Annotated in this window: 14 protein-coding genes; 11 read left to right on the forward strand and 3 right to left on the reverse strand. The window is 51.5% G+C overall.

All coding sequences use genetic code 11. The features are described 5' to 3' along the window. Window positions 1–8 precede the first annotated feature (8 nt). The 9 genes from RAHAQ2_RS07495 to RAHAQ2_RS07530 all read left to right on the forward strand — a co-directional run bounded on the left by RAHAQ2_RS07495 (window position 9) and on the right by RAHAQ2_RS07530 (window position 7,166). Window positions 9–440 (forward strand): tail fiber assembly protein, encoded by a 432-nt coding sequence (locus RAHAQ2_RS07495; RefSeq protein ID WP_015696646.1) that lies wholly within the window; start codon window positions 9–11, stop codon window positions 438–440. 120 nt (window positions 441–560) lie between these two features. Beyond that, complete coding sequence (locus RAHAQ2_RS07500; RefSeq protein ID WP_015689609.1) at window positions 561–1,748, forward strand: phage tail sheath protein; 1,188 nt, start codon at window positions 561–563, stop codon at window positions 1,746–1,748. 11 nt (window positions 1,749–1,759) lie between these two features. Further along, complete coding sequence (locus RAHAQ2_RS07505; protein WP_015689610.1) at window positions 1,760–2,278, forward strand: phage major tail tube protein; 519 nt, start codon at window positions 1,760–1,762, stop codon at window positions 2,276–2,278. Between the two features lie 54 nt (window positions 2,279–2,332). Beyond that, on the forward strand, window positions 2,333–2,629 hold the full coding sequence (locus RAHAQ2_RS07510; protein WP_015696647.1) for a phage tail assembly protein: 297 nt from the start codon (window positions 2,333–2,335) through the stop codon (window positions 2,627–2,629). A 32-nt stretch (window positions 2,630–2,661) separates the two neighbouring features. Beyond that, on the forward strand, window positions 2,662–2,784 hold the full coding sequence (locus RAHAQ2_RS24815) for a GpE family phage tail protein (protein WP_015689612.1): 123 nt from the start codon (window positions 2,662–2,664) through the stop codon (window positions 2,782–2,784). Beyond that, window positions 2,774–5,227 carry a phage tail tape measure protein gene (locus RAHAQ2_RS07515; RefSeq protein ID WP_015696649.1) on the forward strand — a complete coding sequence of 818 codons (2,454 nt, stop codon included), beginning with the start codon at window positions 2,774–2,776 and terminating at the stop codon, window positions 5,225–5,227. The genes RAHAQ2_RS24815 and RAHAQ2_RS07515 overlap by 11 nt, the downstream gene beginning before the upstream one ends. A gap of 12 nt (window positions 5,228–5,239) precedes the next feature. Next, on the forward strand, window positions 5,240–5,704 hold the full coding sequence (locus RAHAQ2_RS07520; RefSeq protein WP_015696650.1) for a phage tail protein: 465 nt from the start codon (window positions 5,240–5,242) through the stop codon (window positions 5,702–5,704). Continuing rightward, window positions 5,701–6,864 carry a phage late control D family protein gene (locus RAHAQ2_RS07525; protein ID WP_015696651.1) on the forward strand — a complete coding sequence of 388 codons (1,164 nt, stop codon included), beginning with the start codon at window positions 5,701–5,703 and terminating at the stop codon, window positions 6,862–6,864. Before RAHAQ2_RS07520 ends, RAHAQ2_RS07525 begins: the two co-directional genes overlap by 4 nt. A gap of 83 nt (window positions 6,865–6,947) precedes the next feature. Further along, complete coding sequence (locus RAHAQ2_RS07530) at window positions 6,948–7,166, forward strand: DNA-binding transcriptional regulator (RefSeq protein ID WP_015689616.1); 219 nt, start codon at window positions 6,948–6,950, stop codon at window positions 7,164–7,166. Between the two features lie 416 nt (window positions 7,167–7,582). Here RAHAQ2_RS07530 and pflB read toward each other — a convergent pair whose 3' ends face one another. The 3 genes from pflB to ycaO form a co-directional block, all read right to left on the reverse strand. Continuing rightward, window positions 7,583–9,865 carry a formate C-acetyltransferase gene (gene pflB, locus RAHAQ2_RS07535; protein WP_013574828.1) on the reverse strand — a complete coding sequence of 761 codons (2,283 nt, stop codon included), beginning with the start codon at window positions 9,863–9,865 and terminating at the stop codon, window positions 7,583–7,585. Between the two features lie 77 nt (window positions 9,866–9,942). Next, window positions 9,943–10,800, reverse strand: a complete 858-nt coding sequence (gene focA, locus RAHAQ2_RS07540; RefSeq protein ID WP_015696652.1) for a formate transporter FocA — start codon at window positions 10,798–10,800, stop codon at window positions 9,943–9,945. Between the two features lie 498 nt (window positions 10,801–11,298). Further along, window positions 11,299–13,062 carry a 30S ribosomal protein S12 methylthiotransferase accessory factor YcaO gene (gene ycaO / locus RAHAQ2_RS07545; RefSeq protein ID WP_037038710.1) on the reverse strand — a complete coding sequence of 588 codons (1,764 nt, stop codon included), beginning with the start codon at window positions 13,060–13,062 and terminating at the stop codon, window positions 11,299–11,301. A 160-nt stretch (window positions 13,063–13,222) separates the two neighbouring features. On the opposite strand from ycaO, the gene RAHAQ2_RS07550 reads away from it, so the two are divergent. Beyond that, window positions 13,223–13,912, forward strand: a complete 690-nt coding sequence (locus RAHAQ2_RS07550; RefSeq protein WP_015696654.1) for a DUF421 domain-containing protein — start codon at window positions 13,223–13,225, stop codon at window positions 13,910–13,912. 172 nt (window positions 13,913–14,084) lie between these two features. Further along, the gene (gene serC, locus RAHAQ2_RS07555) at window positions 14,085–15,170 is read left to right on the forward strand and encodes a 3-phosphoserine/phosphohydroxythreonine transaminase (RefSeq protein ID WP_015696655.1); all 1,086 of its coding nucleotides are present in this window, start codon (window positions 14,085–14,087) and stop codon (window positions 15,168–15,170) included. Window positions 15,171–15,193: the final 23 nt, after the last annotated feature.

Below are 15,193 nucleotides of genomic sequence, written 5' to 3' on the forward strand. Positions count from 1 at the left end.
GATAGAAAATGAAAAATTATTATTACAGTGCTAAAAATAATGGAATTTATCCTTTAGAGCTTAAAGCTGCTTATGAGGACTCGGTCAACGGCTGGCCAGACGATGCCAAAGCTATCAGTAATGAGGAATATGTTGCGTTATTTGAAGGTCAAGCCAGCGGTAAAATTATCACCGCCGGTAAAAACGGTTACCCCGTCTTATCAGAGCCTCCCGCACAAACGCAGGCGCAATTAATCATGGAGGCAGAGGTAGTACTCGACAGTCTGCTCAATGAGGCAAAAGATAAAATCATTGTCTGGCAAACGAAATTGGCCATCGGGCGGGTGCTCATGGAGGGTGAGAAAATAAAGCTTAATGCGTGGTTAGATTATATCGATGCGCTGGAGGAGGTGGATACCGGCACTGCACCTGATATTGAATGGCCAGAAATACCCGCTTAAAAGTTGCCCCGAAAGGGGCTCTTTTTGTCTGTTGTACTGATCCCCTCCCAACGTTCACTCCTCGCCCTGACCCCCGTTAAACAACAAAATGACGTTGCCTATTTTAACGGAGTTAACCCGATGAGTGATTTTCACCACGGCGTGCAGGTCGTCGAAATTAACGACGGAACGCGCGTCATTACCACCGTATCCACCGCCATTATTGGCATGGTCTGCACGGCCAATGATGCTGATGAAAAAGTCTTTCCGCTGAATACGCCGGTTTTAATCACCGATGTGATCGCTGCGCAGGGCAAGGCGGGAAAAACCGGCACCCTGTTACCGGCGCTGACGGCCATTGGTGACCAGTGCAAACCGGTCACCGTGGTGGTGCGCGTGGCTGAGTCAGAAAACGAAGACGAGAAAGCCGCCGCAGCCGAAACCCTTTCTAATATCATCGGCGGCGCTGATGAGAACGGCCATTACACCGGCATGAAAGCCCTGCTCACCGCCGAAGCGGCCACCGGTGTAAAACCGCGTATTCTCGGTGTGCCGGGGCTGGATCCGCAGGAAGTCGCCACGGCGCTGGCCACGGTCTGTCAGTCGCTGCGCGCGTTCGGTTATATCAGCGCGTGGGAATGCAAAACGCTCTCTGATGCCATTAAGTACCGTGACAATTTCAGCCAGCGTGAACTGATGCTTATCTGGCCTGATTTTATTTCTTGGGACACCACGGCAAACGCCAGCTCTACCGCTTACGCCACGGCGCGCGCGCTAGGTCTGCGCGCTAAAATCGACCAAGACACCGGCTGGCATAAAACCCTGTCAAACGTTGGTGTTAACGGCGTGACCGGTATCAGTGCCTCGGTGTTTTGGGATTTGCAGGCAGCGGGTACTGATGCTGACCTGCTCAATGAGGCCGGTGTTACAACGCTGGTGCGTAAAGACGGCTTCCGCTTTTGGGGGAACCGCACCTGTTCTGATGACCCGCTTTTCCAGTTTGAGAACTACACCCGCACCGCGCAGGTTCTGGCTGACACGATGGCCGAGGCGCATATGTGGGCGGTGGATAAGCCGATGACCGCAACGCTTATCCGCGACATCATCGACGGCATCAACGCCAAATTCCGTGAGCTCAAATCGAACGGCTACATCATTGACGGCAATTGCTGGTTTGATGAATCGGCGAACGACAAAGAGACCCTGAAAGCCGGGAAACTTTACGTTGATTATGACTACACGCCGGTGCCGCCGCTGGAAAGCCTGACCCTGCGTCAGCGCATCACTGACACCTACCTCGTCAATCTGGCCGCATCTATTAACAGCTAAGGGCATTCATCATGGCACTTCCTCGCAAACTGAAATACCTCAACCTGTTTAACGACGGTCTGAGTTACATGGGCGTCGTGCAGTCGGTCACGTTGCCGAAGCTGACCCGCAAGCTGGAGAACTATCGCGGCGGCGGCATGAACGGCTCGGCAGCGGTGGATTTTGGTCTGGACGATGACGCGCTGACCGTTGAGTGGTCAATGGGCGGGCTCCCGGACAATGCCCTGTGGGCGCAGTATGCCGCCTCCGGTGCGGCTGATGTGCCGCTGCGTTTTGCCGGTTCTTTCCAGCGCGACGACACCGGCGACACCTCCGCCGTGGAAATCGTCATGCGGGGTCGCCACAAAGAAATCGACACCGGCGACATGAAACAGGGCGAAGACACCGAAAGCAAAATCACCACGCAGTGCAGCTATTACAAGCTGGTGATTGACGGGAGCACCCTGATTGAAATCGACACCGTGAACATGGTCGAAATCGTCAACGGCACGGACATGCTGGAAAAACATCGCCGCAATATCGGCCTGTAATTTTTGCGTGGTCAGCGCGCTGGCCACCTTCACCCAATCCAACGGAAATCACTCATGAAAAAGAAAGAAACTACCCCGGAAAATCAGAACGTCGTGACACTCCATACTCCGATTAAACGCGGTGAAACCGTCATTAGCGAAGTCAATGTGATCTGCCCGAATGCCGGTGCGCTTCGCGGTGTCAGTCTGGCTGACGTGGCCAGCTCGAACGTCGATGCGTTGCTGGTCGTGTTGCCCCGCATCACCTACCCGAACCTGACGAAAGAAGAGTGCGCCGCGCTGTCATTACCGGACATGATCAGTTTAGCGGGCAAGGTGATTGGTTTTTTAGTGCCGAATTCGGAGAGCTGATTTTTCCACCCCGGCTGTCAGTGGATGACCTGATGGCCGACGTGGCGGTGGTCTTTCACTGGCCACCGTCGGAGCTCTATCCGATGAGCCTGACCGAGCTCGTCATATGGCGCGGAAAGGCGCTCGAACGAAGTGGACACGCCAATGAGCAATAACGTCACCTTACAGGTTTTACTCAAAGCCGTTGACCAAGCCAGCCGCCCGTTTAAATCCATCCAGACAGCGAGTAAATCGCTGTCTCAGGATATCCGAAGTACCCAAAACACCATTAAGCAGCTCAACGCTCAGGCTGGTCAGATTGAGGGGTTTCGTAAAACCAGCGCGCAGCTTGCGGTCACCGGCCAGTCACTCAAAAACGCAAAGCAGGAAGCCGCCGCGCTGGCGATCCAGTTCAAAAACACCACCAATCCGACGCGGGCGCAGGCTAAGGCAATGGAGGAGGCCAAACGTGCCGCGTCTGACCTGCAACTCAAATACAACGGCCTGCGCCTGTCCGTGCAACGCCAGCGTCAGGCGCTGTCAGAGGCCGGTATCAGTACGCGCTCGCTGTCAGAATCTGAACGCCGCCTGAAAAGCTCAATCAGTGAAACCACCGCGCAACTCAACCGCCAGCGTGATTCACTGGCTCGCGTCAGCGCGCAGCAGGCCAGACTCAACGCCGTCAGGCAGCGGTATCAGTCCGGTAAACAGCTTGCGGGCAGCGTGACCGCCGCCGGGGCGCGCGGTGTCGGCGTGGCTGCGGCCGGAACGGTTGCGGGTGGCGCGGCGCTGAAGCCGGGCTATGACTTTTCGCTGAAAAACTCAGAGCTTCAGGCGGTTCTCGGTCTGGAGAAAGATTCCGCCGATATGCTGAGTCTGCGTAAGCAGGCGCGTCAGCTCGGTGATAACACCGCTGCCTCGGCGGATGATGCCGCCGCCGCGCAAATCATCGTCGCCAAATCAGGCGCGGATAAAGACGGCATTCTGGCGGCCACGCCAACCATCCTGAATTTGTCGCTGGCCAATAGACAGAGCATGGAAGACAACGCCAGTTTGCTGATGGGGGTGAAATCGGCTTTTGGTCTGGCGAATGACAAGGTTGCGCATATTGGTGACGTGCTTTCCACCACCATGAATAAAAGCGCCGCTGACTTTGCGGGCATGAGCGACGCACTGACCTATGCGGCACCGGTGGCTAAAAATGCCGGGGTCAGCGTGGAGCAAACCGCCGCGATGGTCGGCGCGCTGGCCGATGCGAAAATCACGGGGTCAATGGCCGGTACGGGGAGCCGGGCGCTCATCACTCGTTTACAGGCACCGACAGGAGCCGCCGCCACCGCGCTGGATGAGCTTGGCGTTAAAACGGCTGACCGCAAGGGGGATTTCAGGCCGATATTTACCATTCTGAAAGAAATGCAAAAGAGCTTTAAAAAAAATAATCTCGGCACGGCGCAGAAAGCGCAGTACATGAAAGCCATTTTTGGTGAAGAGGCCAGCTCTGCGGCAGCGGTGCTGATGAATGACGCCTCATCGGGCAAGCTCGACGCGCTGACCCAAGCCCTGCGGACGTCTGACGGAAAAACGGCGGAGCTGGTCGAGATTATGCAAAACAATCTCGGCGGGGATTTTAAAGAGTTTCAGTCGGCGTATGAGGCCGTCGGCACTGATATTTATGACCAGCAGGAGGCATCGCTGCGCAGCCTGACCCAAACGGCCACAAAGTATGTGCTGAGGCTGGATAAATGGATTGTTGATAATAAAGCGCTGGCCACGACGCTGGCGAAAATTGCCGGTGGCGCGCTGATGCTGGTCGGGGCGCTGGGGGTGATTGGGCTGATAGCGGGGCCGGTTATCGGTGGGATAAACATGATTGTGGCGGCGGCTACCGGTTTATGGTCGGCGCTGAGTATCGCAGGCGGCGCGATTGCGACGGTGATCGGCGGGCTGACGTGGCCGATTGTGGCCATTGGGGTGGCCATCGTCGCCGGTGCGTTGCTTATCCGCAAATACTGGGAGCCCATCAGCGCCTTTTTCTCCGGCGTGATTGAAGGGTTGGGTATTGCGTTTGAGCCGGTGAAAGAAATGTTTGCGCCGTTGAAGCCGGTCTTTGAATGGCTTGGAGATAAGCTCAAGATCGTGTGGCAGTGGTTTAAAGACCTGATTCAACCAGTGAAATCAACCAAGGAAACCCTCGATAGTTGTAAAGATGCGGGGGTGTCGTTTGGTCATGCTGTGGCAAATGCACTTACCGCACCATTGCAGGTAGCCAATAAGCTGCGTAGGGGCGTGGTTTGGCTGCTGGAAAAACTCGGCGTAGTGAAGAAAGAGTCTGACGACCTCGACAAAAACGCTGACAAAGCGGAACAACGGTCAAAATCCGATACCGAGGATGCGGTGCCGTATCAGCCACCCGGCGGTAAGTTTGGGTTCAGTTACGGTTATGTGCCGGTGGCGGCAGGCGGTGGCCGCAACTACACCGATAACAGCAAAAACAGCTATCAGATTTCAATCGGTTCCGGTACAGGCGCGCAGGATACCGGCCGTCAGGTGATGGATGCGCTGGATGCTCGCGAACGCCAGCGCCGGGCAGATTTACGCTCACGGCTGGGTTATGACTAAGGAGATATTCGCATGATGTTAACGCTCGGATTGTTTGTATTTCAGCTACAGACCGTCCCTTATCAAAGCCTGCAACGCAGCGTGGATTATCGCTGGCCGTCGAACAGCCGTATTGGCCAGCGCCCCGCGCTGCAATTTCTTGGCGTCAGTGAGGAGAAAATAACTCTGTCCGGTGTGCTGATGCCGGAAATCACCGGCGGGCGCATTTCCCTGCTGGCGTTACACCTCATGGCCGACGAGGGTAAAGCGTGGCCGCTGCTGGAGGGAACCGGCACCATTTACGGTATGTTTGTGGTGAACAGCATCAGCGAAACGCATACTGAGTTTTTTTCTGACGGCAGTGCGCGCAGCATCGAGTTTTCACTGACCCTGACCCGCGTGGATGAGTCTCTGACGGCGATGTTTGGTGATTTGCAGACGCAGGCTAACGGGCTGCTGAACAAAGCCAGTTCAATGGTGCCGGGGGTATGGTCATGATCACCGGTATGACACTTGATGCCGGGGCGAAAGTGGCACCGGCGTTTATGCTGACACAGACGGGTCATGACATCACGAAAGATATCAGTTCCCGGCTGCTGTCATTGACGCTCACGGATAACAGAGGGTTCGAGGCCGACCAGCTCGACATTGAGCTGGACGACAGCGACGGTCAGGTGGAAATGCCGCTGCGCGGTGCGGTGCTTTCGCTGTTTTTAGGCTGGCAGGGTTCGGCGCTGACAGGCAAGGGGAGCTTTACGGTTGATGAGGTGGAGCACCGGGGCGCGCCGGATACGCTGACCATCCGGGCGCGCAGCGCAGACTTTCGCGGAACGCTCAATTCACGCCGTGAAATGTCTTACCATGACACCACGCTCGGTCAGGTGGTCGCGCAGGTGGCTACACGTAACAACCTGACCGCCAGCGTCGCCGCGCCACTGGCCGCTATCCCTGTCCCCCACATTGACCAGTCGCAGGAGTCTGACGCCAAGTTTTTAACCCGGCTCGCTACGCGCAACGGAGCTGATGTGTCGATAAAAGCCGGTAAGCTGTTATTTCTCAAAGCCGGGAGCGCCACCACCGCCAGCGGTAAAGCCATTCCGGCGATGACCATTGAGCGCGCCGACGGTGACCGGCACCAGTTTGCTATTGCAGACCGGGGCGCATATACCGGCGTCACGGCGAAATGGCTGCATACCAAAGACCCTAAGCCGAAAAAGCAGAAGGTTAAAATCAAGCGTAAACCCAAGGTGCAGCACCTGCGCGCGCTGCAACACCCCAAAGCCAAACCGGTGAAAGCCACCGCCGCCGCTAAAACGCCCGAAGCCAGAGAGGGTGAATATATGGCCGGTGAAGCGGATAACGTTTTTGCGCTGACCACCACTTACGCCAGTAAGGCGCAGGCCATGCGCGCCGCGGCGGCGAAGTGGGACAAATTACAACGGGGCGTGGCGGAATTCTCGCTAACGCTGGCGATGGGGCGCGCCGATTTATTCCCTGAAATGCCGGTTACCGTCAGCGGGTTTAAGCGCGTCATAGACGATCAGGCGTGGGTGATCACTAAGGTGGTGCATTCACTCAGTAATAACGGCTACACGACATCCCTAGAGCTTGAGGTGCGGCTTTCAGAGGTGGAGTATGAGAGCGAAGAGGAAGAATGACTTATCTGATTAACTCGTTGTTTTATATGTATTTAGTGGCTAGAATATGCTGCATATTAAAGCGATTCGTCGAGGTGATGATCATGTTCCATTGTCCAATTTGCAAACATGCGGCGCATACCCGTTCCAGCCGTTACCTGAGTGAGAACACCAAAGAGCGATACAATCAGTGTCAGAACATCAACTGCGGACATACCTTTAAGACGATGGAGTCATTCGACGGCTCAATTATGAAGCCGGGTCACATCAATGCGGTGTTGCCTCATCCCACCTCACACGGTCAACAAACCTTCCTGATGTAATCGTAGAAACAGAAAAGCCCCGCAAATTAAAATGCGGGGCTTTTCTGTCGTTAAATCTCGAAATGGTCAATATGTGGACGTGGTTTGAAATAAATCCTTATATTTCAATTAAATAGACCCTAAATTATGTCACCTTGAACTGACATTGCGGGTTATTCTCCATATTGACCAATGAATAGCAGTCTACATGTGCGTGTGCTGGCCTGGCAGAGATAAACTGGAAACAACAGGTTTATGATACCAGACAATCAATAAGGTTGATTGTCAGCAATGGCGCTACTGCTTTGCCAGAGGTCCACAATGTATAGCGCTCTGGCAAAACAGACTGTCATACAGACAGTGCGGGCAGGGAGGGATGAAACAAAGGCTCCACATTGTGGAGCCTTTTTATCAGACCAGATTACAAGGCTGAATTATTACAGGGACTTGGTGAAAGTACGGGTAATAACGTCTTGTTGCTGTTCTTTAGTCAGTGAGTTGAAACGTACTGCATAACCGGAAACACGGATGGTCAACTGAGGATAGTTTTCAGGATGTTCCATCGCGTCTAACAGCATTTCACGGTTCATGACGTTCACGTTCAGGTGCTGACCACCTTCGATGGACGCTTCGTGGTGGAAGTAACCATCCATCAGACCCGCGAGGTTTGCTTTACGCACATCATCGTCTTTACCCAGTGCATTTGGAACGATAGAGAAGGTATAAGAAATACCATCTTTCGCGTAAGCAAACGGCAGTTTAGCAACGGAAGTCAGAGAGGCAACCGCACCTTTCTGGTCACGACCGTGCATTGGGTTAGCACCTGGGCCAAACGGAGCACCAGCACGACGACCGTCTGGAGTATTACCTGTTTTCTTACCATAAACCACGTTAGAGGTGATGGTCAGAACAGACTGAGTTGCTACAGCGCCACGGTAGGTACGCAGTTTCTGAATTTTCTTCATGAAACGTTCTACCAGGTCACAAGCGATGTCATCTACGCGAGAATCATTGTTACCGAACTGTGGATATTCGCCTTCGATCTTGAAGTCTACAGCCAGGCCGTCTTCGTCACGGATGGTGCTAACTTTTGCATATTTGATAGCAGACAGGGAGTCCGCAGCAACTGACAAACCTGCGATACCACATGCCATGGTACGATAAACATCACGGTCATGCAGAGCCATCAGCGATGCTTCGTAGCTGTATTTGTCATGCATGTAGTGAATGATGTTCAGCGCAGTCACGTACTGTTTAGCCAACCAGTCCATGAAGTGATCCATGCGATCCATGACTTTATCAAAGGTCAGCACTTCATCCATCATTGGTGCTTCTTTAGGACCAACCTGGATTTTCATTTTTTCATCAACGCCGCCGTTGATTGCGTACAACATGGTTTTTGCCAGGTTTGCACGAGCGCCGAAGAACTGCATTTGTTTACCCACAACCATTGGGCTCACACAACAAGCGATAGCATAGTCATCGTTGTTGAAGTCAGGACGCATCAGGTCATCGTTCTCATACTGTACAGATGAGGTATCGATAGACACTTTTGCTGCGTACTTCTTGAAGTTCATTGGCAGCTTTTCAGACCACAGAATGGTCATGTTTGGCTCTGGTGAAGGCCCCATGGTGTACAGAGTATTCAGGAAGCGGAAGCTGTTTTTGGTAACCAGAGTACGACCGTCAACACCCATACCTGCCAGGGATTCTGTCGCCCAGATCGGGTCACCGGAGAACAATTCATCATATTCAGGGGTACGCAGGAAGCGGACCATACGCAGTTTCATGACCAGATGGTCAATCAGTTCCTGAGCCTGTTCTTCGTTCAGTTTGCCTGCTTTGATATCACGTTCGATGTACACGTCAAGGAAAGTAGAGACGCGGCCAAAGGACATCGCAGCACCGTTCTGGGATTTAACTGCTGCCAGGTAGCCGAAGTAAGTCCACTGAACAGCCTCTTGTGCAGTTGTTGCAGGACCAGAAATGTCGCAGCCGTATTTTGCTGCCATTTCTTTAATCTGACCCAGAGCACGATGTTGTTCAGAGATTTCTTCACGCAGCTGGATGGTCATTTCCAGGTTTACGCCGTTTTCCAAATCGTCTTGCAGAGACTGGAATTGCGCGTATTTGTCGGCCATCAGGAAGTCGATACCGTACAGAGCAACGCGACGGTAGTCACCGATGATACGGCCACGGCCATAGGCATCAGGCAGACCGGTCAGAACACCAGATTTGCGGCAGTTCAGGATGTCTTTAGTATAAACATCGAACACACCCTGGTTGTGGGTTTTGCGGTAATCAGTGAAGACTTTTTTCAGTGCCGGATCCAGTTCACGACCATAAACTTTACATGAACCTTCCACCATTTTGATGCCGCCGAATGGGATCAGGGCACGTTTTAATGGCGCGTCAGTTTGCAGACCCACGATGGTTTCTAATGATTTGTTGATGTAGCCGGCATCGTGAGAAGTGATGGTAGAGGCAACGTCGGTATCGAAATCTACTGGAGCCTTAGTGCGGTTCTCCAGTTTGATACCATCCATTACTTTATCCCACAGGGTGGTTGTCGCTTGGGTAGCGCCAGCCAGGAAGGACTCATCACCTTCATACGGTGTGTAGTTCTTCTGAATGAAGTCACGGACGTTTACGCCATTCTGCCATTCACCAGCACTAAAACCCTGCCATGCGTTGGTCAATTTTTCATTGAGCTTGGACATTTTGCACCTACCTTCTAATTTGGATTTCTTTAAAAATCACGTGTAAAACTGTCGTAACAAGAGACTGCCACGTTGGCTCAGTGGTGTTTCTCATCGCGAAGATATATGACCCAGTACGTTAACCCTACCAGTAAACCACCCCCGATGATGTTACCGATGGTCACAGGGATCAGATTGTCGATGATAAAGTTTGTGATATTTAGTTCTGCGAATTGTGCCGGTGTTGCCCCGACGGCCTGCCAGAATTCTGGTGTCGCAAAATTTTTCACTACAATGCCTAAAGGGATCATGAACATGTTAGCAATGCTGTGTTCAAAGCCGCTGGCGACGAACATGCCAACCGGTAAAATCATGGCGAACATTTTATCCATCAGACTGCGGCCGGAGTAACTCATCCATACCGCCAGGCATACCATCAGGTTAGCGAGGATCCCCAGACATACGGCTTCGATAAATGTGTGATGCATTTTATGATCAGCAGTTTGCAGAACGTTCAGTCCCCACAAACCATTATCAACCATGTATTCACCGGAGAACCAAATCAGAGCCACAAAGAATAAGCAGCCAAACAGGTTACCAATATAGACATTGACCCAGTTACGCGCCAATTGCCCCCAGGTGATTCTCCCGCTGGCTTTCGCAATGACGATAAGCACAGTGGACGTGAACAGGTCCGCGCCGCATACGACAACCAGCATAAGACCCAGAGAGAAGCAGATGCCTCCAACCAGTTTTGCCAGACCATAAGGGACGGTACCGGCGCCTGTTGTGGCGGTGATATAAAAAGCAAAGGCTATAGAAATAAAGACGCCAGCAGTAATGGCTAAAAAGAATGTTTTTAACGGCTGTTTGGTGGCTTTATAAACGCCAGCATCTTCAGCAATTTTCGCTGTAGCGGCGGGTAAAATGAGATCGAAGGGGTTGTCAGCTTTCACATTAACTCTCTTATTCAGGGCTATGCACTGCGCAACGAGATACTAGCAAAGCAGTATAACGTAAAAATTGACGTGGATCATATGAGGGGGTTTTTAGTGGTTTCCAGTATACTACTGAAGGGGTGAATTTCAGATTAACCTATTGAAAATAAAACAATAAAAAGATTTTAATTTTTGCAAATAAAGTTGATGAGCGAGGAATTTATTTTTAGGTTCAGGTTAATATTAAGGATTCAGTGTTAATAAATATCGTTATTTTTATTTTATAAATTTTACTTTCAATTAACTTATAAAAATAAGTCCCCTATTTTTTTCGTAAAAACGACGCGCAGATATTATTTCGCGCAGAATTACACGTCATTTTAGTGACCGAGTCAAACTTTTGAGGATAAAGAGAGCAGCGGAAGCTCAGGATGTAGAATGAACGGATGTTGAATTTATAAACAAAAAACCGGCAGTAAATTCTGCCGGTTTTAGTCGGTTCACCCTGTCAGTGGATCAGGCTTTCGACCAGTGACGACGTTTGGCGACTTGCAGCTTTTCGTATGCGCCAAGCAGCGCCTGATGGGCGGGCAATGCTTTCAGCTCAGGGTCGACTGCAAACAGACTGTGGAAACGGACTTCGCCACTGATCGCTGCCGAAGCATCTTCAACCGCTTTCTGACCATACATTTTCACGAAAGCGTTGTAGTACTGGGCTGGCTCGCGATCTTCTTCCAGAGACAACTGCAGCAGGGTTTGCAGGCAACGGTAATAGTTATTGCGCTCATCGCTGTACACCGAGGCGTTGAACTCATGCGCCCATTCCGCCCAGGTCAGCGCCTGATCCAAATCACCACCTGCGAGGGCCAGCATAGATTTCAGCTCGCCAACACGCAGCGTGTACCAGCCGTTGTCTTTGCCGCTGGCGATACCCAGCAGTTCGCGAACACGGGTAAAGTCATCCAGACCTTCATCATCAAGCTGTGTGATCATCTCAAGATACGTTTCTTTTGGCAGATCACTGTCCGGCAACGCCAGAAGCTGATCACGCAGATGCGCGCCCATGCTGTTATTCGCCAGCAGTAAATCTTCCGCAGGATAAATGTCAGACATACCCGGCACGATAATACGGCAGGCATACACATCCAGATGCTCGTAATCGGCGATATACACTTCAGCATCTTCTTTATCGAAAATAGCCATCAGGGTTGCAAATTCTTCTTCAGTGGTACCGCTGAAGCTCCAGTCTGCAAACGGATAATCTGCGTCCTGCTTGAACATATCCCATGAAATCAGACCGCTTGAATCGATGAAGTGAGTTTCAAGGTTGGCGTGTTCGGCAACTTCTTCATCATCAAAAGTCGGTGCAGTGAAGACATCCAGATCTTTCAGGCTGCGGCCTTGCAGCAGTTCAGTCACCGTACGTTCCAGTGCTACCCCAAAATCAGGGTGCGCGCCAAAGGATGCGAAACAGGTGCCGTTTGCCGGGTTGAACAGAACCACACAAATGACCGGGTAATTACCCCCCAGCGAGGCGTCATAAGAAAGGATAGGGAAACCTTCTTCTTCCAGTTTTGCGATGGCTTCAACCACACCAGGATAGCGTGCCAGAACCTCTGAAGGGATTTCAGGCAGACTGATGGATTCTGCAATAATGCGGTTTTTGACATAGCGCTCGAAGACTTCTGACAGCCCCTGAACCCGCGCTTCATTGGCGGTGTTACCCGCGGACATGCCGTTGGAGACGTACAGGTTGCCGATGATGTTCATCGGTATATAAACGGTTTGCAGATCAGACTGACGGGTAAATGGCAGGGCGCAGATACCACGGTCAGGATTGCCTGATTGCAGGTCGATCAGATCACGGGCAACCAGTTCTTTATCGGCATCATAAAATGCATGCAGGCGCTCATCCAGAATCCCGGCGGGCAGACTGTCGTCTTCCGGAAGCGGGAACCACTTCTCATTCGGATAATGAACGAAATCACCGTTAGCGATTTCTTTGCCCAGATAGAAATCAGCGAAGAAATAGTTAGTCGACAGACGCTCAAAATATTCACCCAAAGCAGAAGCCAGTGCGGCTTTTTTGCTGGCACCTTTACCGTTGGTGAAGCACAGCGGGCAGTCGCGATCGCGAATGTGCACTGACCAGACGTGGGGAACCGGATTCAGCCACGAAGCTTCTTCGATATTAAAGCCGAGATCGGTGAGTTTTTGTTGGAAGCGGGAAATGGAATCTTCCAGCGCCGCGTCTTTACCAGGAATAAAAGTTTGGGTCATTGAGTTCACTTTTGAGCGTGCTAAAAACGCGCAATGATACGGGGTTTTGCGCATTAGCTCCATGTATTCGTGTTAAGAATGTAATCGCGTTGTAACGCGCTAAGCTTGTCTGTAAAACCTCGGTCGCTAATCTGCTGTTTTCACTTTCTATGAGGCATCTATGCAGGCTTTTGATATCAAACGTATGGCGCTGGATAAATTTCCCCTCGAGTATCTGGGAGAGGTGTCATTCCGCTGTTTTTTCATCTTTGTGGTGGTGTTTATATTTCTGAAACTCACCGGGCGACGTGGGGTAAACCAGCTTTCTTTATTTGAAGTGGTGATCATCCTGACACTGGGATCTGCCGCTGGTGATGTGACTTTCTATGACGATGTGCCTCTGCTGCCTGTGTTTGCGGTCTTTTTCTCGATTTTGCTGCTGTACCGCCTTTCGACCTGGCTAATGAATAAAAGCCGTCATTTCCAGAACTGGATGGAAGGCAAACCGCTGATCCTTATTCGCGACGGCTTGTTCGAATGGGAAACCATGGCCCGGGAAAATATTACGAAGGGGGAATTTTATATGGAGTTGCGGCAGAAGGGTGTCGAGCATCTCGGGCAAGTCCGGCTGGCATTTTTGGAAGCCAATGGCGGTCTGAGTGTTTTTTTCCGACAGGCTGAAGATGTCCAGCCGGGGCTGCCTGTATTACCGGAAGATTATATTGATATCGAAATGCTTATGCTCACCAGTGGTCTGTATGCCTGTCACCAGTGCAGCTTGATTCAGAACTTCAAAGTCGGCGAAAAAGCAGCGTGTCCGCGTTGTCAAAATATCACCTGGGTGAAGGCGCTGAGTACCGTGCGGGCGTGAACAGATAATCCTGTTAAATCAGCTTTCCAGGGAGGAATGAACCTTGTGACCAACATCTCATCGCTGTTTATCAGGTCGTCATCAATAACCGTTGCAGACTGCTTGTCTCGGATGATAAAACCGTTAAATTAGTGACTACTATGTGGCTGTCTCAGAGAAGTGGTGAGGGGAAATGACTCAGGTTTATAATTTTAGTGCAGGTCCGGCAATGATCCCGGCTGAAGTGTTGCGTCGTGCGGAACAGGAACTTTGTAACTGGCACGGACTGGGTACATCGGTGATGGAAATCAGTCACCGCAGTAAGGAATTTATCCAGGTTGCTGAAGAATCCGAAAAGGATATTCGTGATCTGCTGAATATTCCCTCGAACTATAAAGTGCTGTTCTGTCATGGTGGCGCACGTGCGCAATTCGCCGCAGTGCCCATGAACCTTTTGGGCGATAAATCCTCCGCTGACTACATTGATGGTGGTTACTGGGCACACAGTGCAGTCAAAGAAGCCCAAAAATATTGCACGCCAAACGTGATTGATGTCACCACCACGATTGAGGGTAAACGTGGCATTCTGCCGATGAGCGAATGGAAGCTGAGCGCCGATTCTGCCTACGTTCATTACTGCCCGAATGAAACTATTGATGGTATCGCTATCGATGAAATGCCTGATTTTGGCGATAAAATCGTGGTAGCAGACTATTCATCCTGCATTCTTTCCCGTCCGATTGATGTCAGCCGCTTTGGGGTGATTTATGCGGGCGCGCAGAAAAATATCGGTCCTGCGGGCCTGACCCTGGTTATCGTTCGCGAAGACCTGCTGGGTAAAGCGCGCACTGAGTTGCCTTCTATCCTCGATTATACCGTGCTGGCTGAGAACGATTCTATGTTCAATACCCCGCCAACATTCGCATGGTATCTGTCAGGTATGGTATTCAAATGGCTGAAAGAACAGGGTGGTCTGCGTGAGATGGAAAAACGTAATCGCGCAAAAGCCGAACTGTTGTATGGCACCATTGACCGTACCGGTTTCTATCGTAACCCTGTGGCAGACGCGAACCGTTCGTGGATGAACGTTCCTTTCCAGATGGCTGACGCCTCTCTGGATAAACTGTTCCTTGATCAGGCGCAGGAAGCGGGTCTGCATGCATTAAAAGGCCATCGTGTGGCTGGTGGTATGCGTGCATCTATCTATAATGCAATGCCTGTGGAAGGTGTAAAAGCACTGACTGACTTTATGACTGAATTCGAAAAACGTCACGGTTAAGTGCGCTGGCTTTCGGGCCCGCA

Source organism: Rahnella aquatilis CIP 78.65 = ATCC 33071, assembly GCF_000241955.1.
In the GTDB taxonomy this organism is placed as follows: Bacteria; Pseudomonadota; Gammaproteobacteria; order Enterobacterales; family Enterobacteriaceae; genus Rahnella; species Rahnella aquatilis.